Source organism: Streptomyces sp. Ncost-T10-10d (assembly GCF_900091955.1).
Lineage (GTDB): Bacteria > Actinomycetota > Actinomycetes > Streptomycetales > Streptomycetaceae > Streptomyces.
Genome location: NZ_FMDF01000220.1, coordinates 68,035 through 89,478, shown reverse-complemented (window position 1 = coordinate 89,478; position 21,444 = coordinate 68,035). Strand labels below are relative to the sequence as shown.

12 protein-coding genes are annotated in these 21,444 nt (G+C 70.1%); 3 read left to right on the top strand and 9 right to left on the bottom strand.

All coding sequences use genetic code 11. The features are described from left to right. Positions 1-106: 106 nt before the first annotated feature. Complete coding sequence (locus GA0115254_RS39255) at positions 107-1,183, top strand: mannonate dehydratase (RefSeq protein ID WP_093900026.1); 1,077 nt, start codon at positions 107-109, stop codon at positions 1,181-1,183. A gap of 107 nt (positions 1,184-1,290) precedes the next feature. Here the strand turns inward: GA0115254_RS39255 and GA0115254_RS39250 are convergent, their stop codons facing one another. Next, the gene (locus GA0115254_RS39250) at positions 1,291-3,345 is read right to left on the bottom strand and encodes a beta-galactosidase (RefSeq protein ID WP_256103010.1); all 2,055 of its coding nucleotides are present in this window, start codon (positions 3,343-3,345) and stop codon (positions 1,291-1,293) included. Between the two features lie 307 nt (positions 3,346-3,652). On the opposite strand from GA0115254_RS39250, the gene GA0115254_RS39245 reads away from it, so the two are divergent. After that, positions 3,653-4,435, top strand: a complete 783-nt coding sequence (locus GA0115254_RS39245; RefSeq protein ID WP_093900025.1) for an SDR family NAD(P)-dependent oxidoreductase — start codon at positions 3,653-3,655, stop codon at positions 4,433-4,435. An 80-nt stretch (positions 4,436-4,515) separates the two neighbouring features. Next, positions 4,516-5,337, top strand: coding sequence for an SMP-30/gluconolactonase/LRE family protein (locus tag GA0115254_RS39240; RefSeq protein WP_176740475.1), 822 nt, complete (start codon positions 4,516-4,518; stop codon positions 5,335-5,337). Between the two features lie 226 nt (positions 5,338-5,563). On the opposite strand, the gene GA0115254_RS39235 is transcribed toward GA0115254_RS39240, so the two are convergent. The 8 genes from GA0115254_RS39235 to GA0115254_RS39200 form a co-directional block, all read right to left on the bottom strand. Beyond that, complete coding sequence (locus GA0115254_RS39235; protein WP_093900023.1) at positions 5,564-6,388, bottom strand: NAD-dependent epimerase/dehydratase family protein; 825 nt, start codon at positions 6,386-6,388, stop codon at positions 5,564-5,566. Further along, positions 6,385-10,404, bottom strand: a complete 4,020-nt coding sequence (locus tag GA0115254_RS39230; RefSeq protein ID WP_093900022.1) for a hypothetical protein — start codon at positions 10,402-10,404, stop codon at positions 6,385-6,387. Before GA0115254_RS39230 ends, GA0115254_RS39235 begins: the two co-directional genes overlap by 4 nt. Continuing rightward, entirely contained in the window at positions 10,401-11,354 is a 954-nt protein-coding gene (locus GA0115254_RS39225; protein WP_218105620.1) for a carbohydrate ABC transporter permease, read from the bottom strand. Before GA0115254_RS39225 ends, GA0115254_RS39230 begins: the two co-directional genes overlap by 4 nt. Further along, positions 11,351-12,250 carry a carbohydrate ABC transporter permease gene (locus GA0115254_RS39220; protein WP_093900021.1) on the bottom strand — a complete coding sequence of 300 codons (900 nt, stop codon included), beginning with the start codon at positions 12,248-12,250 and terminating at the stop codon, positions 11,351-11,353. The genes GA0115254_RS39225 and GA0115254_RS39220 overlap by 4 nt, the downstream gene beginning before the upstream one ends. Positions 12,251-12,279: 29 nt before the next feature. Next, positions 12,280-13,641 (bottom strand): ABC transporter substrate-binding protein, encoded by a 1,362-nt coding sequence (locus GA0115254_RS39215; protein WP_093900020.1) that lies wholly within the window; start codon positions 13,639-13,641, stop codon positions 12,280-12,282. A 25-nt stretch (positions 13,642-13,666) separates the two neighbouring features. Further along, positions 13,667-14,938: an enolase C-terminal domain-like protein gene (locus GA0115254_RS39210; protein WP_093900019.1), complete on the bottom strand. Its 1,272-nt coding sequence runs from the start codon at positions 14,936-14,938 to the stop codon at positions 13,667-13,669. A gap of 226 nt (positions 14,939-15,164) precedes the next feature. Continuing rightward, positions 15,165-19,847 carry an alpha-galactosidase gene (locus GA0115254_RS39205; protein WP_093900018.1) on the bottom strand — a complete coding sequence of 1,561 codons (4,683 nt, stop codon included), beginning with the start codon at positions 19,845-19,847 and terminating at the stop codon, positions 15,165-15,167. A 461-nt stretch (positions 19,848-20,308) separates the two neighbouring features. Further along, positions 20,309-21,376: a LacI family DNA-binding transcriptional regulator gene (locus GA0115254_RS39200; protein WP_218105619.1), complete on the bottom strand. Its 1,068-nt coding sequence runs from the start codon at positions 21,374-21,376 to the stop codon at positions 20,309-20,311. Positions 21,377-21,444 lie beyond the last annotated feature (68 nt).

Here is a 21,444-nt window from a genome sequence, read left to right as displayed (position 1 = left end):
GCGACCGGGGGCGTGGCCCTGTCCTGCCGTTCCCCTACCTGAAGGAAGGCGACGTCATGGACTTCGAGAACGCGTACGGGCTCGGCCGGCAGCGGGTCGGGCAGGCATGACCATACGGCTCTCCCTCGGCCACATCGACACCTACGACGCCCGAGTGGCGACCTTCGCCCATCAACTCGGCCTCACCGGCGTCCAGTTCCACACGCCGGATCTGCTGCCGGGGACCGAAGGCTTCTGGAGCCTGACCGAACTGCGGGCGCTGCGGGACCGCTGCGACGCCGATGGACTGGCGATCGACGGCGTCGAGAACGTCCCTCTCGCCCATTTCTGGAAGATCCAGCGCGGTCTGCCCGGCCGCGACGAGCAGATCGAGAACTACCGGAAGACGATCCGCAACCTCGCCGCCGTCGGGATCGACGTGCTCGGCTACAACTTCCTCGCCACCTACGTATGGCGTACGGACATGGCGGCCGAGGGCCGCGGTGGCGCCAAGGTCAGCGCTTTCGACCTGGCCGACGTCCACGCCGGCAATGCGCTCGCCGGCTATCGGCTGACTCCCGACCAGGCTGTGGACGAGCCGATCGCGGCCGAGCACATGTGGGCGAACCACCAGTACTTCCTGGACGCCGTGCTGCCCGTCGCGGAGGAGGTCGGCGTGCGGCTCGCCCTCCATCCCGACGATCCGCCCACAGCACAGCCGCTCGGGGGTATCGCCCGGATCTTCACCTCTCCGGACGCCATCGGACGGGCTCACGCGCAAGCCGCCGGCAGCCCGTCGTGGGGGCTGAACCTCTGCCTCGGCACCGTGTCGGAAATGGCCGGCGAGCAGAGCGTCAACGAGGTCATCGACCTGCTGGGACCGGCCATCTGCTACGTCCATTTCCGGGACGTCCGCGGCACGGTGCCGCGCTTCAGCGAATGCTTCCTCGGCGAGGGCAACTTCGACCCGGCACGGGTGATCCGTCGGCTCAACGCCTCGGGATTCGACGGATTCCTGATCGACGACCACGTCCCGGCCATGATCGGCGATCTGGACACCTGGGGTGACACCTCGTCCGAAGCCTACTGCAGCCGGGGCCGGGCCCATGCGATCGGATATCTGCAAGGAGTCCTGAACGGCCTTTCGCTCGACGAGCCCGCCGGCCCACGTGCTGTGCCGGCGGGCGGCCGGCCGTCACCCTGACCGCATGAGGTTCGACCGGTCGGGCCGCGGACACGTCGGATACGGAGATACGGCAGGTCCTGAGCCGGGTGCGGGAACCCACCCCCCGGCGGCGGCCCGACTCGCGGTCACCGCGCCGGACCGCTCGCCCACCGGGCCCGTCTGAGGACCCGCGCCCCACCCGCGGGCACCCTGACCCCGTCCTCGTGCGTCGATCCGTCCAGCAGGTCGGTCCCCCGGCCGGGAACGGTGGTCTCGGTGTCGCCGTGGTTGATGAGGAAGAGATAGTCATGACCGGCCGAGCGGCGCGTCACGGCCTCGACGCCGCTATCGGCCGGAACCGCCGTCACCTCGGACCGCTTCACTAGCTGCCCCATCAGACGCGCACGCGCGTCGGCGTCCAGCTCCACGCCCACGTACCAGGCTTCTCCCTCGCCCCGGTCCGCGCGGGTGATCGCCGGTGTGCCCGCGAAGTCGCCGCTGTCGTACCAGCAGACCGCCTTCGCGTCCATGAGGTCGATCTCCTCGTGCCAGGTGGCGACCCGGACCGGCCCCGTGACCCCGTCGATCTCGACGAACTCCCCGTCCACCATGGGCGCGAACTCCTCCACACGCACGCCCAGCAGTTCGCGGAATGCTCCGGGATAGCCGCCGAGCCGCACCCGGTCGAGCGTATCGACGATGCCCGAGAAGTAGGTGACGAGCACGGTCGCCCCCGCGTGCACGGCAGCGGTGAGCGCGGCCACGTCCCGGTCGCGGACCAAATAGAGCATGGGCACGATGATCAGCCGGTAGCCCGACAGGTCGGCCGACGGCGCAACGATGTCGACGGTGACGCCCGCGTCCCGCAGACTCCGGTGCCACCCGAGGGCGGATTCCATGTACGACAGACCGTTGTGCGGATGCGACTCGCGGTCGGCGGCCCACCACGACTCCTCGGAGAAGAGCAGCGCGCAGTCCGCGGCGACCCGGCTGCCGAGCACCTCGGCGCAGCGTGACAACTCCGTACCGAGTGACTTCACTTCCCGGAACTTTCTGCTGTCGGCGCCGGCGTGCGGGAGCATCGCGGAATGGAACCGCTCGGCGCCCGCACGCGCGGCCCGCCACTGGAAGAAGCAGATGCCGTCGGATCCGCGGGCGAGATGGGCGAGTACGTCCCGTCGGAGCTGCCCCGGGCGCTTCACCGGGTTGACCGGGCGCCAGCTCGTGGCACCGGTGGCCGTCTCCATCAGCAGCCACGGCTTCCCCCGGGACAGTCCGCGGGCCCGGTCGGCCGAGAAGGACAGCTCGGCCTGGGCGTCGGATGTCGGTCTCAGGTAGTGATCGCTGGCGATGAGATCCACATCGCCGGTCCACGAGCTGTAGTTCATGTTCTTCCCGGCGTCGAAGAGCACCAGGTTCGTGGTGACCGGCACATCCGGCGTGACCCGCCGCAGGACGGCGGTCTCGGCCCGCAACTGCGCACGCAGCTGGTCGGAGCTGAAACGGTCGAAGTCCAGCACCTGCGTCGGGTTCGAGTCGGTGAACGTCACCCGTGGCGGCTGGATCTGTTCCCACGCCGAGTACGTCTGGCTCCACGCACTGGTCGTCCACGCGGCGTTCAGCTCGTCGAGCGAGTGCCCGTAGCGGTCCCTCAGCCAGCTTCGGAAGGCCACGGCGCTCGCTTCGCCGTAGCACCGGGAGTTGTGGCCGCCGAGTTCGTTGGAGACGTGCCACAGCGCGAGCGCCGGGTGTTCGCCATAGCGCTCCGCCATCTTCTCCACCAGCGCGAGCGAGTGCTCGCGATAGGCCCGTGACGCCGGCGACCAGGCCTGGCGTCCGCCCTGCGCCATCGTCCGCCCCTCCCGGTCGACGGGCAGTACCTCCGGAAACCGTGTGGTGAGCCACGGCGGGGGCGACGCGGTGGCCGTGGCGAGATCGACGGCGATGTCGCTCGCGTGCAGCAGGTCGAGCAGGCGGTCCAGCCATCCGAAGTTCCATCGATCGGGCTCCGGTTGCAACGTCGACCAGGCGAAGACACCCACGGTGACCAGATTGACTCCGGCCTCACGCATCAGCCGGACGTCCTCGGGCCATACGCTCTCCTCCCACTGTTCGGGGTTGTAGTCGCCGCCGAACGCCACAGGTTCGCCGCCGAACCGGGCAACCACGTTGGCGGGCCATCTGATCCAGTCTGACGTCACGAGCTTCTTCTCCTCACCGCCCGACGAACGAGCGCCCACGCGAAGGACCCCGACACGGCGTCGAACGACAGCCGGGCGCGGCCGAGGAGCACCGCCCGAAAGTGCGCCGGAGTGCAGAACGGCCACAGACTAGCGGGCTGAGACAACGTTGTTTAGAGTGAAATCGACGCCACCGGACCGCAGTTCGTCCGGCCCGTCCGCGCAGTGGTCGTCAGCCGAAACCGCTCGTCGCAGCTGCCCCCTGGCTTCTTTCAACGGCAGGGCCCAGCCCGGCGCGAGGACCGGAAACACATCGAGGGAGTGGAACGTGGCGGAGTTCGATGGCAAGGTCGCCCTCGTCACCGGTGGATTCAGCGGCATCGGAGGCGCGACGGCCCGGGTGCTTTCCGCGCGCGGGGCGACGGTCGTGGCGGCCGGCATCCCGCCGAAAGGCGCGTACGAGGAGCTGCCTCCCGGTGTCGAGCGCGTCGACGTCGACGTCACCGACGAGTCCGCCACCGCTCGACTCGTCACCCAAGTCGTGGCGGCACACGGCGGGCTCGACATCCTCGTCGCCGCGGCCGGGATCCAGCGCTACGGCATCGCGGCAGAGACCAGTTCCGACGAGTGGAACGAGGTGCTCGCGGTCAATGTGACCGGCGCCTTCCACGCCGTCAAGCACGCGCTGCCCCACCTGCGCGCCCGCGGGGCGGGCTCGATCGTGATCGTCTCCTCCGTGCAGGCCTTCGTCACCCAGGCCGCCGTCGCCGCCTACACCACCAGCAAAGGGGCGCTCAACGCGCTCGCCCGGTCGATCGCCATCGACGAGGCGAAGAACGGGGTCAGGGCCAACGCGGTCTGTCCCGCGTCGGTGGACACCCCGATGCTGCGCGCCTCCGCCCGCGCCTTCTCCGACGGAAGTGACCGGGGCACGCAGGAACTGGTCGAGTCCTGGGGGCGGATGCATCCGCTCGGCCGGGTGGCTCGACCGGACGAAGTCGCCGAGGCGATCGCCTTCCTGGCCGGGGACCGAGCCAGCTTCATCACCGGGATCTCGCTGCCTGTCGACGGCGGGCTGCTCGCCAACGCGGCTGTGGTACTGCCCGGTTGAGGGCAGACGTCGACTCGACCGCAGGCGATGACGGAGGGCTTTCGATGACGGCCAAGGTTGCAATCCCCGGGAGAGCCGGGGTGGGTGAAGGACCGGTCTGGGACGCCGGGCTCCAGCGCCTGCACTGGGTGGACATTCCCGCCGGGCACATCCACACCAGCGACCCGGCCACCGGCCGGACCACCAGCCTTCGGCTGCCGACGCAGGTCGGCGCCGCGGTGCCGAGACGCGGCGGAGGCTTCGTGGCGGCGACGACCGAGGGATTCGCGAGCGTCGACACCCACGGTTCGATGACCACCCGGCGCGCGTTCCTGCCCGACGGCGAGCGCATGAACGACGCGAAGTGCGACCGGCGCGGGCGGTTCTGGGCCGGCAGCACGGCGATGGACTTCCGGCCCGGCAGCGGCGCCCTGCACGTGCTCCTGCCCGACTGGACGAGCCATGTGGTCCTCGAAGGGCTGGCTCTGCCCAACGGGCTCGGCTGGAGCCCCGATGGCCGCACCTTCTACCTCGCCGACTCGGTCGCGGGCAAGATCTACGCCTTCGACACCGCTGACGAGGACCCGTGGCTGAGCCGCCGGCGCACACTGTTCCGGCTTCCCGCGCACACGGGCATGCCGGACGGGCTCACCGTCGACGCGGCCGGGTGTCTGTGGGTCGCGGTGTGGGGCGGCGCACGCGTGGCACGGATCTCCCCCGACGGCGACCTGCTCGGCGAGATCCCGATGCCCGTGCACCAGCCGTCCTCCTGCACGTTCGGCGGACCCCGCCTCGACGCGTTGTACGTCACCTCGGCCCGGGACGGCCTGGAGCTCTCGGACGACGACCCGGCGGGGTCCGTCTTCGTCGTCGACGAGGTGCGCGGCGCGGTGGGCCTGCCTTCGGCGACGTTTGCCGGATGAGTGGATCGGCCGGGCCGAGCAGGGCCGGGGCGCGGCATGAACAGCGACCGCGTAGGCACGATCCCCCGCTCGACGGCCGGGCATGTCGTGGACCGACCGAGCCTCGCGTCCACCGCCGGACCGGCCGAACAGGATTTCCCGGCCCGGATGCGCTTATCCCACCCGTTCCGGGACAACGTTGTCTGCCCTCAGAAGGCCCGGCCTCATCGGCCGGGCCCTCCGCTCGTCAGCCGAGTGGCATCGTGCAGAAGCAGGCGCCGACGCGGAAGTTGCGAGGTTCGGCGGGGTCGAGGTCCGTCGGGCCGAAGGTCCCGGAGCCGAGGATCGACGCCAGGTGGTGTTCCGCGTCGTCCTCGGGGCGGTATCCGATGGCTTCCGCCTCCGCCAGGGACCACCATCGGCGGGTGTTGCGGGAGATGCCCCACAGGACGCGGAATGCGGCGGGCTCCGCATGCAGACATGCCTCGACGAGCCGGGCCGCGTCACCCGGCGACAGCCAGGCGGCCAGGTCCTCGGGAGCGAGCGGGCGCGGCCGGAACGCGCCGATCCGCAGACAGGTGACATCGACGCCGAACCGGGAGTGGTACAGGGCGCCCAGCGCCTCGATCGCGGCCTTGCTGACACCGTAGTAGGTGTCCGGGCGCGGCGGTACGGCGGCGGGCAGGACGCCGTCGGCCGCCTCGGCCCGTGTATGGAACCCCGCGGCGTGGATGCTGGACGCGAGCACCACGCGGGGAACGCCCTGCCTCCGTACGGCTTCGAGGACCCGCCGTGTGCCGTCGATGTTGATGTCGGCGATCCGCTCCCACGACGTCTCGCCGGCCAGTCCGCCCAGGTGGAGCACCGCGTCCACGTCCCGACAGGCCGCGTCGATGGCGTCCTGGTCGGTGAAGGACGCCCGTACGGTCTCCACGTTCTCCTCCGGTCCGGCCGGCTCGATCCCCGCGACGTCCAGGAGACGCAGGGTCCGGCCTGCGCGGGCCAGGCGCGGGCGCAGCTCGCGGCCGATGCGGCCCGCGGCCCCGGTGACCAGGATCCGCTGCCCGGTCACGGTGCCTCCCCGGCCGGATGGGCGGCGGCAGGCAGTTCCGGGGCCGCCACCTGGTGGCCGTAGGGGCGTGGGGTCGCGGACGCCGGCACGTAGGGAGGCTGGTTGTAGGTGTGCTGCCGGCGGAAGGCCGGATCCGTAGGTGGGGACCAGTGCCGCCAACTGCCCGGATCCGTGTCCATGGCCGCCGACTTCGGTCCGACGCCGTTGCCGTTCTCGGCAGCGACGGCGTACTCGTACACGGTCACGCCCGCCGGACGGGCCTGGCCCGGATCGTCGTGCCCGGGGATGACGCCGGGCACGTGATCGACGTGCCGGAACCCGAGCCCGGCGAAGATCTCGTGGTAGGTGACCTCGTCCTTGCGGCGCCGGTAGAGCCGGTACCTTCCCGCGCCCAGCACCTCGCCCCAGGTGACGGTGACCGTCCCGTGGCCGAGCCGGAGTCTCAGCCCGTCCGGCGGATCGGGCGCCCGGCAGGTCGGGTGAACGGGATAGTCGGCGCCCGGTGCGGCCTGTCGGTGACCGTTCCGGGCGATGACGCGGACGTGGCGTTTCTCGTCCTCGGCAAGGCCGGTCAGGTGCACGGGACTTCGTTCCGTCTCCGCGGCCGTCACCCAGGTCTGGCCGCCGTCGGCGCTGAGCTGGACGAGGTAGCGGTCCGCGGCGGCTGCCGCGGAGAAGTGCACGAGCGCACCGTCGCCGACGGTCTCGGTGCGCAGGACCTGCGAGGGCGGCGGCTCCGGCTGTCCTCCTGTCAGCTCCCAGTGATGGCGGCCCCGGGGCAGGGCCACGGTGATCGTGTCCGGCGACTCGGCGAGGGGGCGTACCGGCTCGCCGTCGATGTGGAAGCGTGCCGCCGCATCGAGCCCACCGGGGACATGCAGGCTCACCGAACTGTCCGACGGGGCGTGATAGAAGCCCTGCGCCTCGGTGGGTTCCCGGTAGCGAAGGCTGATGCCGAGATCGTCGTCACCGGTGGTCAGGAGGAGGTCGGAGGTTCCCACAGCACTTCCGTGGAAGAGCGTCAGGTGCCGCAGGCCGTCATCGAAGAGCCTGATGGCCCCGGCCGTGCCCGAAAAGCGCAGCCCCCGCTCGGCGAACTCGACGGTCTTCGGCTCATGGTGCGCGGAAGACTCGTGCCGGAACACGAAGTCCAGGCTGTGCGGGGTCCGGATCCGGGCGCCCCAAGGTGTCGAGTGTGCGGGGGCGATCTCCAGGTCGTCGCGGTGACTCACGACGGCCAGCGTGTTGCCGTTCGCACCGTCGTCCCTTCCTTCCAGACGCACGCCCCAGGAGACGTCGCTCACGAAGGCGCCGTCGAGGGCGCCGTCCGTACGCACGCCGCGGACCACGTGGATGAACGGCATCCGCTCGGCGAGGTGCCGGAAGCTGTTGGCGTCATGGCCGGTGGCCTCGGTCAGCACGGACCATGTCCACACCATGCGCTGGCCTGCGGCGAACGCGTCGTAGGAGACGAGGTAGTCGCTTCCGACGAGCAGGACGCTGCGGCTCAGGTAGAGGCCGCCCACCGGGCCGTCCGGGTCGGAGACGATCTCCGCGTACTGCGCGCCGCCCAGGTCGTGGAGAGGCCGGTCCAGGGTGTTCTGGCCGATGGAGTGGTACGCGCCGTCCTTCCAGACCGCGCAGGAGGTGGCGAAGGTGGCATCGGGGGCCCGGCGGTCGCCGGCGTCCTCGGGGCCATGGCCGCTGTAGGAGTGCCCTGCGGCGTAGTAGTAGATGTGCCCGCTGCCGTTGTCGTCGGCGATCCCCCACCGGTAGTTGGGGCCGCGGTCCACCTGCTGAAGGAAAACCGCGACCTCGCCGGGCCGGTCGACATCGGCACGCAGCGTGACGCCGTATCCGGTGTACTTCGAGCTCTTCAGCCGCGGATTGGTCCCCCGGTCGCCGGTGGACCGCACCGTGACCCGCCACGGGTCCGGCGCGCCGGGCGGGCTGTCGAGCCGATGGGCGAACTCGTCGCTCCCCCAGAGCAGATGCTCCGCGACGAGTGGACGGTAGCGGCGCAGGGCCTCGCCGAGAAGCCGCATCTCGATGGGCGGGCGCCGGGGCCAGAAGCCGTGGGCTCCCTGCGCGGGGTGCAGGCGGCGGAGTTCGCCGACGGGGCCGGTCTCGACCGGGGCGGTCAGGGCGTTCACCAGCCAGTCACCGACGGCAGCGAGCTCCGGTGTGGCGAGGCGGTTGCGGCCGTCGGTCAGCCGGCCCAGGAAGTTGCCCTGGGTGACCGGGCGGAGGAAGGCCCAGACGTAGGTGGCCAGGCTCTCGGTCCAGCGGCCGGCCCGGGACCCGTGGGCCGGCAGCGCCGGTCTGGTGTGAAAGACGCCGGCCAGTTCTACGCACTTCTCGAACTGGTCGAGCCACTGAGGTGCTGCCTCGTGGTCGGGGAAGAGCCAGGCGAGGCAGGCGAGCGCCGCCTTCCCGTCGGCGAGAAAGTTCGGGTGGCCCGCGATCATGCGGCGCAGCGGGCCGATCTCCTCGCCTGCGGAGACGTGCGCGGTCAGCAGCAGCAGCGCGTCGACGCGTTGGCGGTCCGTCGCATCGAGCCGGTCGGCGAGGCGGTCGTAGCCGTCGAGCAGCCGGTCGTAGAGCGGGCGTTGACCGATGTTGAGGTAGCCGGGGTGTTCGTTCACCCCGTGGGCGATGAGGCTCGGGCCCTCCGGTCCGGTGAAGAGGGCCGCGGTGAGGTCGTCGGGTGAGCCGAGTTCGCCTTGGGAGCACAGCCGGGCGGGTCGCCTTCCCGAGTAGGTCAGGCTCCAGTCCTTGACGCGATCCAGGCTGAGCGTGCCCTGCCAGTGGTGCAGGTGGCGCACGTACGAGGACGGGTACTGCGTCCCCTTCTGGTCGCGCAGTACCTCGAGGTCGCGTTCGTGGTCGTAGAAGGCGATCGCGGTCCGGCGGGTCCCGGAGCACAGGGGCCAGGTCCAGTGCAGCACGCCGTCGTGGCGGAAGCGGAGTTGGAGGTGGTCCGCGGAGGCCCAGGACGCGTAGGTGCGGTCGTCCCACCGGGCGTGGTCGCGGAGGAACACGCCCATCGCATCGCCTCCGGTGGCGTCCCAGAACGTGGCGTGCGGGCGGATGTTCCACGCGTGGCTCGGGGCGTACGGGCCGACGGTGAAGGCGAAGTCGGTGTCCGGGCTCTCTCTGCCGCCGGGGCCGGAGAACGACGGGTCCTCGCCGCTGTCGCCGAGCACGATCGGTTCGTCGATCCCGAGCCAGTGGTACAACTGCGGTGATCCCGGGTCGGCGTGGTCGTCGGGGGACTGCGAGAACGGCCAGGTCGACGAGAAGCGGTGGGTCGGTGTCACGCCGTCCCAGCTCAGTTCCCATGCCGTCGTCGCGGAGTCGAGCGCCGTCATCTCCTCGGCCACGTCGACGAAGTCACAGCCCTGGAGACAGCCGACGGTCGCCGTGTAGGAGGCTCCGCCGGTGAAGTGGTAGCGGAGTTCATGGGTGGCGAACAGCGGGCCGGCTTCCACGAGCCGGACTTCCAGGTGTTCGAGGTGTTCGGTGCCGCAGCGCAGGGCGGACCTCCCCACCCAGCCGTGTCCTCGGTCGAACTGGAGGACGGGACCCGGTACGGCGTCGGCGGCGAACCGGCCCGAGGCGGGAAGCCGGATGCGGAGCGCTCCGCTGTCCACGACGGTGGACGGGCCGTCCTCGCTGATCCGGACCGGTATCGGGACGCGGGCCGTCGGCAGCGATTCGTCGGCGCACAGGGTGAATTCGCGTGTCGCGCCGGACGGCAGGTCGGCGAAGAAGCTGACGACGGCGAACACCAGGTGGCCGCCCGCCGAGTTCACCCGGGAGAGCTGGAAGGGCACCGGCCGCCCCGTCCCGTCGACCAGCCGGAGCTGTTCGGCGCGGACCGACGGGGCGGCCCAGCGTACCGGGTGGTGCAGCAGGGTCCTGGGCCAGGCGAACTCCGGGTGGCGCAGCGGATCGGCGAGCCGGAACCGCACCCGGTCGCCGTCCGCGGTCCAGGAGGTGACCGGGCCGGTCATGATCCGTCCCCCTCCTCGGCCTGGACGGCGGCCGCTCCGGTGACGCCCTGCGTGCCGAGCGCCGCGCCGCCCGCCACGCCTTCGACGAGATAGCGCTGGAGCAGCACGAACAGGATCAGGATGGGCGCGGCCACGATGAAGGTTCCGGCGGCGATCAGCGGCCAGTTCTGTGTGTACTCGCCGAAGAACGAGTACAGCCCGCGGGTGACCGGCCACAGCGCCGAGTCGGACAGCATGACCAGCGGCAGGATGAGGTTGTTCCAGGCGTGCACGAACCCGAAGATGGCGAAGGCGGCCAGGGCAGGCTTCATCTGCGGGATGATGATCGTGAAGATGAACCGCACATAGCCGCAGCCGTCCAGTGCGGCGGCCTCGTCGATCTCGCGCGGAATCCCCTTGATGTAGCCGACGAAGAAGAAGAACCCCGCGCCCGACAGGCTGGTCAGGATCAGGTACCCGGCCATGCTGTTGTACAGGTGGAGCGACTGGGCCTCGATGAACAGCGGGATGAGGCCGCCGGGCAGGAACCCGGAGAAGATGAAGAACGTGTACAGCGCGTTGGAGCGTTTGAAGTAGCCGCGGGAGATGGGGAACGCCAGGAAGACTCCAAGGATCAGGGTGACCGTGTCGGGGACGACCGCGTAGATCAGGCTGTTGATCATCTGGCGCCCGAAGTGGCCTTGGTCCCACGCCGTCGAGAAGCTGTCCGTGGTCCACGGGTGCGGCAGCCCGGTCGGGTCCTGAAGGAATCCGGTGTACGTCTTGAACCCCTGGATCAGCATGTACACCAGCGGCACGGCGAACAGCACGGCGGCAATCGCGAAGCACAGCAGGTTCACCCCGGCGGACTTGGCCGGCCTGATGGACAGCAGGGACGTCCTCGGGCTCGGGCCGCTGTCGCGGGCGGCGTCCCGACCGGTTCGTTCGAGGACGGCGGAGGATGCCTTCACAGCGAGACCTCCCGTCGGCGCAGGGTGAACAGCAGGCCGGCGCCGATCACCATGGTCAGGAAGAACTGCAGCATGGCGAGCATCGAGCCGTAGCCGAGCTGGCTGTCGCCGCCGAATGCCGACTGGAACATGTACAGGCCCAGGGTCTTGGTACCGAAGTTGCCGCCGGTGAGGACCATGATCAGCGCGTATTCGCCGAGAGTCCCCATCGCGGTCAGGAAGACGGTCACCGTGGTGGCCGGGGCCAGCAGGGGCCAGGTCACGTGCCGGAACACCCGCAGGCGTCCGGCGCCGTCCATGGCCGCCGCCTCGTAGACCGCCGGTGGGATGTTCCGCAGCCCGGCGATGTAGATGAGCATCGTGTAGCCGGAGAACATCCACACGTTCACCAGGATCACCAGGGGCAGAGCCAGCGAGGTCGACCCGAGGAACGCCGTCGTGGAGCCGAAGATGCCCTGCACCACCTTCTCCGCCGGGCCCGAGTACGGGTCGAACATCAGGGAGAAGATCGCGCCGACCACCGCGACCGAAAAGATCTGCGGCATGAAGATGATCGCGCGGTAGACGGTGTACGAGCGTCCGGGCCGGTTCAGCAGCAGGGCGAGCCCCAGGCCGACCGCGGTCTGCAGCACGGTCACGCCGACGACGTAGATCAGCGTCACTCGGACCGCGTCGCCGACCACGGACGACAGCGAGGTGAAGGCGGCCGAGTAGTTGCACAGGCCGCAGACGTTCAGGGGCGTGCCCGGCAGCCCGGAGTACCTGGTGAAGGAGTATCCGATGGTGGCGAGCGACGGGTAGAGCCCGAACAGCAGCCAGCCGGCGCCGGGTATCGCGATGCTGGCCCAGGGGATGAACCGCCGCGTCCGCTGGGTTCCGAAGGGGCAGCGTGCCACGCTGAGCCTCCTTTCCGTGGGTGCGCTTGCTACTTGTCGACCGACTTGCGGTAGGCCGATGCCGCGCGGGACAGGATGGTGTCGATGCTGTCGCCGCCGATCGGCGCCAGCTTGTACAGGTCGGGACCGGCCGCGTCGAGCGGCGCCCCGGCCGGCACCCACGGGTTGGTGAGCTGCGGGTAGGCGTCGTCCATGTGGCTGTTGAGCCAGTCCATCCAGGGCAGGCTGGTGTTCTTCAGCTCCGGCTGGGTGGAGATGGAGCCGGTCGCGGCCAGCCACTTCTTGTAGTTCTCGGGCTCGGAGAACATCGCGAGCCATTCCATCGCCAGATCCTTGTGCTTCGTCGAGGCCGGCACCACCCAGCTCAGGTCGGGCTTGAACGCGACGCGGTTGGCCGCTGGGTCATCGGTGCCCGGCATGACGAAGAACCCCAGGTTCAGCTTCGGGTTGGCCTGCTGCACGGCCGCTCCGTCCCAGGAACCGTCCAGCAGGAACGGGTAGTTGTCGCTCTGCGCGGCCCAGACGCCGGGCGCGGTCTGCTGAGACACGCCCGAGGCCCCGGGCTCGATGTACCGCATGACCTTCTGGTGCTGCTGCGATATTTCCTTGTAGACCGGATCGGCCCAGGACTGCGAGCCCTTCCAGAAGGCGGTGGCCCGGTCCTCGGACACCTTGACGGATTCCGAGGGCTGATGCCCCTTCATGAGCGTCTGGTTGGCGATGCCCTGCCACACGCCGCCGTGCATGCCGTCCTTCGCCGACACGAAGATCGGCGTCACCCCGGCCTTCTTGAGGGTTTCGCAGGCGCCCAGGAACTCCTCGAACGTCGTGGGGAGGGACACGTGGTACTTCTCGAGCAGGTCCTTCTTGTACCAGAGCGCGCCCGCACCGACGTACTCCGCGGCCATCACACCGTAGACGCCGCCCTTGTAACCGACTGCGGCAGCCTGGTCCGCCGCGTCGTAGCGCTTCATGAACGGCTGGTCCTTCAGGTCGGTCAGCTGCCCCGATGTGATGAGGGCTGCCGATCCGCCGGGCTCGAGATCGGTGTAATCGGGGGCGTAGCCCTGCTGGGTCGGCGCGAACTGGGCGAGGACGTCGACCGACTTGGAGTGCAGCATGCTGTTCCACAGCTGCTGCCAGGCGCCGTTGGCGGTCGGCGCCGTCTGCAGCTTGACGGTGACCCCCGGATGCGCCTTCTCGAACTTGGCGTTGAGCTCCTTGGTGAACTCGACCGCGCCGGGGTTGGTCCACTCCGCGACGGTCAGCGTGACGTTCTGCTTCGTTCCGCTGCCGCCGCCGCTTCCGGAGGACGGGGTGGTGCAGGCGCCGAGGACCGTGGTCAGGCAGACGGTCGCTGCGAGGATCGTGCATGGTGTACGGGTTCTCATGGGTCGGGCTCCTTCGGGCGGTCGGTCAGGGGCGTTGGAGGGCACCGTCGGCTCGTCGCGGCGGCCTCCACGCACTACCGGGGGCGGGGAACTGGGGCGGGTGCTTCAGGGCAAGGCGTTCGTCGAGGTCGATACCGAGTCCGGGTGCGGTGCTCGGCCACAGGTGGCCGTCGCGGATCACGGGACAGCCGGGGAACACCTCCTGCGCGGCGGACCCGAACAGGTGCTGTTCCTGGATCCCGAAGTTCGGGCAGGCCAGGTCCAGGGCCAGGTTGGCGGCATGGCCGACCGGCGAGACGTCACCGGGGCCGTGCCACGCGGTCCGTACCCCGAAGAGTTCGCAGGCGTTCGCGAGCCGCCAGGCCGGGGTGATGCCGCCGATGGCGGAGATGTGGACACGGATGAAGTCGCACAGCCGCTCCTGGACGACCGGCCGGTACTCGGCGGGGTTGGTGAACAGTTCACCGATGGCGATGGGCGTCACGGACCGGCTGCGCAGGGTCCGGAGCCACTCGATGTCCTCCGGCGCGACCGGGTCCTCCAGATAGAACAGGTCGTACGGCTCCAGGTCCTTCGCGAGCCGTACGGCGTCGGTGGGATGAACCCTCTCGTGGACGTCGTGGATCAACTCGACCTCGGTGCCCAGCTCCTGGCGCAGATGACCGAACAGCTCCCGGACGGTGCGCCGGTACGCCGCCGGGTCCCAGGCGTTCGGGGTGAGGGGCGGGCGGGAGCCGGCCGGGGCAGCGGCGGCCGGCGCCCCGTAGGTGCCCGCGCCGGGGACGGCGACCTGGCAGCGCACATACTGATAGCCCTGGGACATCAGGTCGCGAACCTCGTCGGCGACCTCCTCGGCGTCCCGACCCTGGGCGTGCGCGTACAGGGGCACCGCGGTGCGGCACCGGCCGCCGAGAAGCTGCCATACCGGGAGTCCGGCCTGCTTCCCCTTGATGTCCCACAGCGCCATGTCCACCCCGGACAGCGCGTTGTTGAGCACCGGACCCGAGCGCCAGTAGCCGCTGACGTGCAGGGTCGACGCGATGTCGGTGATGTCGGCGGGGTCGCGCCCGATCAGCTGCGGCGCAAGGTAGTCGTCGACCGCGGTGGCGACCGCGGCCGCCCGCTGGGTGAAGGTGGCGCAGCCGAGTCCGTACAGTCCGGGTTCGCTGGTGTCGACCCGGACGACGACGAGCGTCGTACCGGCCGGTGCGGTGAGGATGGCCCGGACCGAGGTGATCCGGACGCCGGAGGTCTGCGCCCACGGAGGCTCGATGGGTTTGTCGGCGGTGTCGCTCACGGGTGTGGCTCCTGGTTCCGGGCCGGCGCTCGCCGCGAGTGCGAGCGCCGGGCTGACGGGTATCGCTGGGCCTTGTTCGGTCCGGTACGTCGGTCGGGATCCCTGACTGTGCGTACGGGGCGGGCCGGAGTCCGACGACGGGAGCCGCCCGGCCGTCGGACTGCCGCCGGACTCCCGCGGGGCGGGCGCCGCGAATGGCCGGGCGTCCGCGGATGGTCGAGCGCGCTCAGCGCCCGATGCCCCACCGGGTGTCGACGCGACCGCCGGTGAACTGCGCGCCGGTGCCCCAGAAGGGGGCGAAGTTGTAGCAGCCCGACGTCGGGTGCGCCGCCTGTGTCGTCCAGTAGGTGGCGCCGTGACCGGTCGCTCCGGCGTCCTGCACCTGGACGGCGAATGCGGCCCTGGTGACGCTCCCGGGACGCGCGGCTCTCACCTCGGCCGCCAGTTCCGGAAGTTGACTCCAAGCGAGGGCGATCTCGTATCTGGTCTGCCTGTTGGCGTCGTCCCTGGAGATGAGTACCCGGCCCTCGGTGCCGTCGGCCTGCTGTGCGTCCATCGGACCGAGCGGCGTCGGGAGCACCGCGTTGGTCGGGTAGAACGTCTGGTAGTTGGTGCCCGGGGCCAGTTGTCGATGCAGCTCGGAACGGCCCCCGGTGGCCAGGGTGGCGACGTACAGGTGAGAGATCGACCTCAGGCACTTCTCGTAGTGCGGGTCACCGGCCAGCAGATCCTCGGTCTTGTCGGCCGTGGCGTCGAAAGCCAGTTGGATGCTGTCCGCCTGGAACGGAAACTTGTACGCGTCGACCGTGAACGCCGCGTTGGACACGTGCAGGTCGTCCTCGACCAGGGCTCTGACGTACAGGAAGGCGTCGTCCCAGGCGGCCTGGAACGAGTAGGACTTGCTGTCACCGGCCGCGGTCACGCTGGTCATCGTCACCGGAACGACGTCGTTCCACTGGCTGGCGCTCCCGCCGACGGTGATGTGCCGGAACGGTAGACAGGCGACCTGTACTGTCTGCGATCCGCTCTGGCGCGAGCCCGGCCGGTGAGCCACGGTGACGTCGTATCCGACCGTGTACTGGTTCTTCTCGCTGACCTCGAACTCCATGACGGGGAAGGAGATGACGCGGGACTCCCCGGGCCTGATCCCGTTGACCGGCACCGTCCGCGGCGCCACCCGCCAGCCCTGCGGCGGGTTGATCCTCAGCGACGCGTCCAGCGTCTTCGGTGTGACGTTCTCCACCCGCACGTCGATCGTGCTCGTCGAGTCCAGTGGCTTCACGAAGGACAGGGGGCTGACGTGCAGCGGCGTGGTGTAGTCGAAGTGCGCGTCCTCGGTCAGGGCCTTGCGGAGCGCCGCCGGTGAAAGGTCGCTGTCGAAGTAGACGGTCTCCCACGGCTTCAGCGTCAGCGTGACACAGGACGCCCTGCCGTCGGTGAGCCGGCGCCCGAGGTGGTCGTAGGCACGGATGCCGCGGGCGTCGTTCAGGGTGAGAGTGCCGGTGTAGCCGGCGCTCTGGTGCTCGTCGGTGCCGTCGTAGAGCTGGTCGGCGTAGACGGCGGCCCTGCCCCTGCCGTCCGCGCCACGGAAGAGGAAGCCCCACGTGGACTTCGCGTCCGGGTACAACTCCTCCTGCAATGCTGAGTCTTCGAGCAGGTTCGTCATCGTGGCGTAGGCGACCACCACGGGCCGGGGGGTCTTGGTCTTCGCGTCGTAGATGTTGAAGTCGTCGCCGGAGTAGCCCTTGTCGTAGGAGAGGGAGAACCAGAAGATCCGGATGGGCGAGTCCTCTTCGGCACCGGCGAGCATGTGCAGCAGATAGGTCGGGGCCAGCGTCCGGGCCACCCCGTAGGCGGCCTCCTCGGCCGGCAGGTCCGCGAAGTTGTAGCGGGTGGCGGTGCCCAGTTCGGTCTGCCACTGCCCGGCGCGCCCGTTCGTCCGCGACCAGAGCTTGTCCATCTTGATCTGTGTCTTGGCCATCGCGTACTGCGTCGCGTCGGGGTAGCCGTAGGCGTGGTTGACCGAACCGTCGATGTAGCCGGTGTCCCTGGAGCCCTGGGCGTAGACGATGTCGCGGTTGTAGGAGACCGAGCCGCCGCCGATCAGGTTCACGTCCGGGTACTCCGGCTTCACCCGTTCCCAGATCATCCGGCACATGTCCCGGTAGTCCTGTGCGTCGCCGGTCTTCCAGGTCCAGCCGTGGACCCACGGCTCGTTCCACAGCTCCCAGTTGGGGACCAGGTCCTGCAACGGAGCGATCGCGTGGTAGACCATCTCGACGTGCGCGGCCATGTCCTTGGGCCGGTTCTGGTAGAGCTTGAGCGGCTCGCCGTTCGGGCCCGGCTGGACGTTCCACGACATGTTGTAGTTGATGCCGCCGAGGGGCTCGATCCCGTGCTCGTGCCAGTCGGCTATCTCCGCCCGGGCGACGTCGATCTGGGGCTGCTGCCAGAACACCCCCGCTCGCGGGGACACGGTGTCCGGCTGGACGGAGGCGACACCCCGGGTCCATTTCACTCCCATGCGCTGCGCGATCTGCTTGGTGATCGCCGGGGTGGACTCCGACCGGATGCCCATGCCGAACACCGACCGCGGACGTCGTCCCGCGACCGTGGGCCGGATCACGCCGAACCCGACGGTCTGCGCGAGCAACTGCGTCCCGGCCGAGTCCGTGACGGTCGCGGTGACCAGGTAGTAGTCGGGGCCGAGCGAACCGAGCGGGATCCTGACGGTGCTCGGGGTGGCCGGCGCCGCCTCGAACGGCTCCGTGCCGCTTCCGGGGGACTCGTTCCGGGCCGAGAGGGACCAGGCGACGGTTCCGTTCAGCGCGGTGGGGCTGGTCACGGTGACCAGCAGCTCGGGAGTCGCCGGGGCGTCGCCGTCGACCGGGTAGAGCCCGGTCGGGTCGGAGAAGGCGAGGGTGACCGCGGGCGCCGCCGCGGCGGCCTGCGGGGCGACCCGTCCGGCGGCCTGGGCGTGCGGCGCCAGGACGCCGGTGGCCGTTGCTCCGAGGACGGTCGCCGCCCCCAGGCCCACGAGTGTGCGGCGGGACATCCCGCCAGGGGCCGGCGATTCCGCGGTGGTACGAGGACGTCGATCTTGGCTGTCGGACACGAGCGGACCTCTCCAGATGTCAGCGCGGGCAATCCGCGGGCGACACCGGCCTGAGCAGACACAGGCCGGAGGGGGAACGGGGATCGAGTGCAGGCCGGGGCCCAGGATCCGGACGGACGAGCCGGCGGGCCGGCCACAGGCGTCCGCCGCGTCCAGCCGGACCTCTACGGCACGGCCGTCGACGTCCAGGGCCACGTGCGCGGCGGCGGTGGAGTTGACGAGGGCGGTCTCGGTGAAGGCTTCGAGACGCAGCGGGGCGACACGGTGTTCGGCGTAGTAGGTGATCACGGCTCGCTTCCCGGCGCTCGCGATCACCGTCTCGTAGAGCTGGTCGGGCCGTCCCGCGCGGATCTCGCCGCGGGTGAGGACATCGCGGTGCTCCCGCCAGAACCCGAGCCAGAAGGCCGTCATCGCGTGGTGATCGGCGGACTGCCCGGCCAGTGGCACGGAGATCTGCGGGGTCGCGTACAGGGCCGAGTGGAGTTGCCTGGCCGCCGCCTCCACCGTCGCCCCGGGATCCCACATGAGCATGTCCGAGTGGACGGATCCGGTCGTGGTGGCGGCGGCGATGTCCAGCGTCCGCACCCGGTTGGCGGTCGCGTCGGCCGGGCAGTCCTCGGCGCGCAGGAGGTTGCCGAAGCCGAGCATGCCCGGACCGGTGTAGGGCTGCCGGAGTTCGACGAGCAGTTCGTCGCCGCGCACTTCGCGCAGCCCTTCGCGCAGCTCGGTCAGCAGCAGCCGCATCGCCACGCCGACATCAGTCCCGGCCCGGCCGCCCTCCTCCAGGGCGTAGACCATCGCGAAGTCCAGGAAGTCGATCTTCAGTCCGTCCAGGCCGTAGCGGCGTACGAGGTCCACGCAGGCCTCGGTGACGAACCGCCGGACCTCCTCGTGGCGCGGGTCGAGGACACGGCACGAAAGACGCGGTACGGCATGTGCGGCAAATTCCCTCAACTCCTCGTACACCAGGGTGCGTTCGCCGAGCAGCAGCGGGGCGACCCAGGTCAGGTAGCGCAGCCCGAGGCCCTGAACGGTCTTGACGTGCGCGGCGAAGTCGGGGAATTTCGCCGGGTCCGGCGTCCAGTCGCCGCTGCCGGAGTAGCCGGGTCCTTGGGCTCGTCGCTGCCAGCCGTCGTCCAGGAGCAGCACCCCGCAACCGACCTCGGCCGCGCGCGCCGCCTCGGCCTCGACACGCGTCGCGTCCACATCCCGGTGCAGCGAGTACCAGGTCGAATAGGCCGGGGTGCGGGCCGCTTCGGGCGTGGGCAGTTCGTCGCCGTCATGGAGCCGGCGTGTCAGGGCCCGCGTCGTGTAGGCGAAGGACCGCCCCGGGGCCTGGACGCGTACGCGGCAGCCTTCTCCCTGACTCAGCTCCATGGCCAGCCAGACCCCGAAGCGGGCCGTGGCCTCCGCGACGCCGAACCGGATCCTGGTCGTCGCCGTGACCCGGTCGGACGCGAACGCCAGCAGCGTCGAGCCGGCCGCATCGTACAGGCAGCCCAGCGGCGCCGAGTCGACGAGGCCGACGCTGCGCCAGCCGCTGGCCCAGTCCGCGACCAGGTGCCGGTCCCAGCCCGCCGCCGGGTGCCAGTAGCCGACGGCGTCGCCGATCGGAACGGCCAGACGCAGCAACGTCGGTCCGGCCGGGCCGGCCTGAAGGTGGATCACCGCGCCGTCCTCGTCGTGCTCCACCTCGGGACGCGGGCCTTCGGTCAGCAGAGCTACCTCGATGCCGTGCACGTGGAGTGCGTCATGGTCGGCCCACAACTGCACCAGATCCATGATGTCGGCCATCTCCGATTCCCTCCTTCGAGATCCGACCCTCAAAACACGCGAGCTGAGACAACGTTGCCTAGAAGTGCAGCACACCCGCTCAGGACACCTCCATCGGTCTGAAGGTGTTGGCCTTGCATCAGTAGCTTTCCCGTCGATTCACGGGACGATCGCCCCTGGTCAGGTAGCCGATGGCAATGAACTGGAGGCCGTCGACCGGTGCGACGCGAGCTGTACCGGCACAAGGCCGTAGTCGTCGCCCTTCCCGGGTCGGTTCTGAACCATAGCCAGTCGAGACAACGTTGCCTAGAGGTTCAGCACGACTGTCGGCGCCCGGTTGCCCAGGGGGTCGCGCAGACGGCGCCCAGGTTCTCCCCCGGCGCCTCACCTCGCCCAACAGGGCCTGAAGACACGGAAGTCACACCTGAGCGATGTCCGGCGCTTCCCGTTCCCGCCGGGCGCGACGCGCTTGCCGGACGCGCCTAGCGGGCGGCGTCCGGTGCGACGGTGAGGTTCTCCGTCGCGGCCCCGGCCGTGCGGCGCTCGACGAGGGTCGTGGGAATGACGACCGTCTTGGGGCGCGACGTGTCCCCCGCGATGCGCTTGAACAGAAGTTCAGCGCCGATCCTGCCGATGGCACGCACGTCGTAGGAGACGACGGTCAGCGGACGCGCCATCAGACCGGCGGTCTCGAAGTCATCGAAACCGACCACGTCCAGGTCCTGCCCCAGCCGGTTCAACGCGCCGAGGGCTCCGAGCGTGATCCGGTTGTTGAGGGCGAAGAGCGCGGTGGGCGGCTGCGGCGCCGAGAGCATCCGCTCGACCGCGGCCTCGGTGTCGCGCAGTGTGTGCAGGCCGTACCGGATCAGATCGGGCCGGTACGGCAGCCCGGCACCCTCCAGCGCGCTCTCGGCGGCCGACAGCCGCTCGGCCATGGGATGGATGCTCAGCCAGTCCGACAGCACGCCGATCCGTTCATGACCGCGAGCCACCAGGTTCTCTATCGCAGCCCGCGCGCCCGCCGCGTTGTCGATGAGCACGGTGTCGGCGCGCAGGTTGGTGGGCGGGCGGTCGAGGAAGACGGCCGGGGTGCCCATCTCTATCTCGGCGCGCAGGTAGACGTGGTCGGCGGTGCTGCCGGCGGGCACGACCAGCAGCCCGTCGACCCGGTGCTCGCACATCTGCAGCAGGAGCTTGCGCTCGCGATCGGCGTCCTCCTCCGAACTGGCCGTGATCAGCAGCGTGTCGTGCTCCAGGGCGCACTGTGCCGCCGCAGCGGCGATGCCCGCGTAGAAGGGGTTGGCCAGATCCTCGATGAGCAGTCCGACCGTCGCCGACGTACTGCGCGAACGCAGGTCTCGGGCCTTGTTGTTGCGCCGGAACCCCAACCGGGTCACCGCGGCCAGCACGCGCTCGGCCAACTCCGGATCGACGGTCGACACGCCGTTCACCACGCGCGAGACGGTCTTGAGGCTGACGCCGGCCTCGCGTGCGACGTCGACCATCGTCGGGCGCCGCGGCCCGGTCGTGCTCGGACCCGGTGTACTCATGGACGGAACGCTCCTCTCGGCGACATGGCGCTGTGAGGGTGCCAACGTTGTCCCGCTGGGCAACCACA

Bases quoted from the DNA above. Each gene is read 5' to 3' on its own strand.
- GA0115254_RS39255 (WP_093900026.1), top strand. From the start codon at position 107: ATGACCATACGGCTCTCCCTCGGCCACATCGACACCTACGACGCCCGA.
- GA0115254_RS39230 (WP_093900022.1), bottom strand. From the start codon at position 10,404: ATGACCGGCCCGGTCACCTCCTGGACCGCGGACGGCGACCGGGTGCGG.
- GA0115254_RS39215 (WP_093900020.1), bottom strand. From the start codon at position 13,641: ATGAGAACCCGTACACCATGCACGATCCTCGCAGCGACCGTCTGCCTG.
- GA0115254_RS39205 (WP_093900018.1), bottom strand. From the start codon at position 19,847: ATGGCCGACATCATGGATCTGGTGCAGTTGTGGGCCGACCATGACGCA.
- GA0115254_RS39200 (WP_218105619.1), bottom strand. From the start codon at position 21,376: ATGAGTACACCGGGTCCGAGCACGACCGGGCCGCGGCGCCCGACGATG.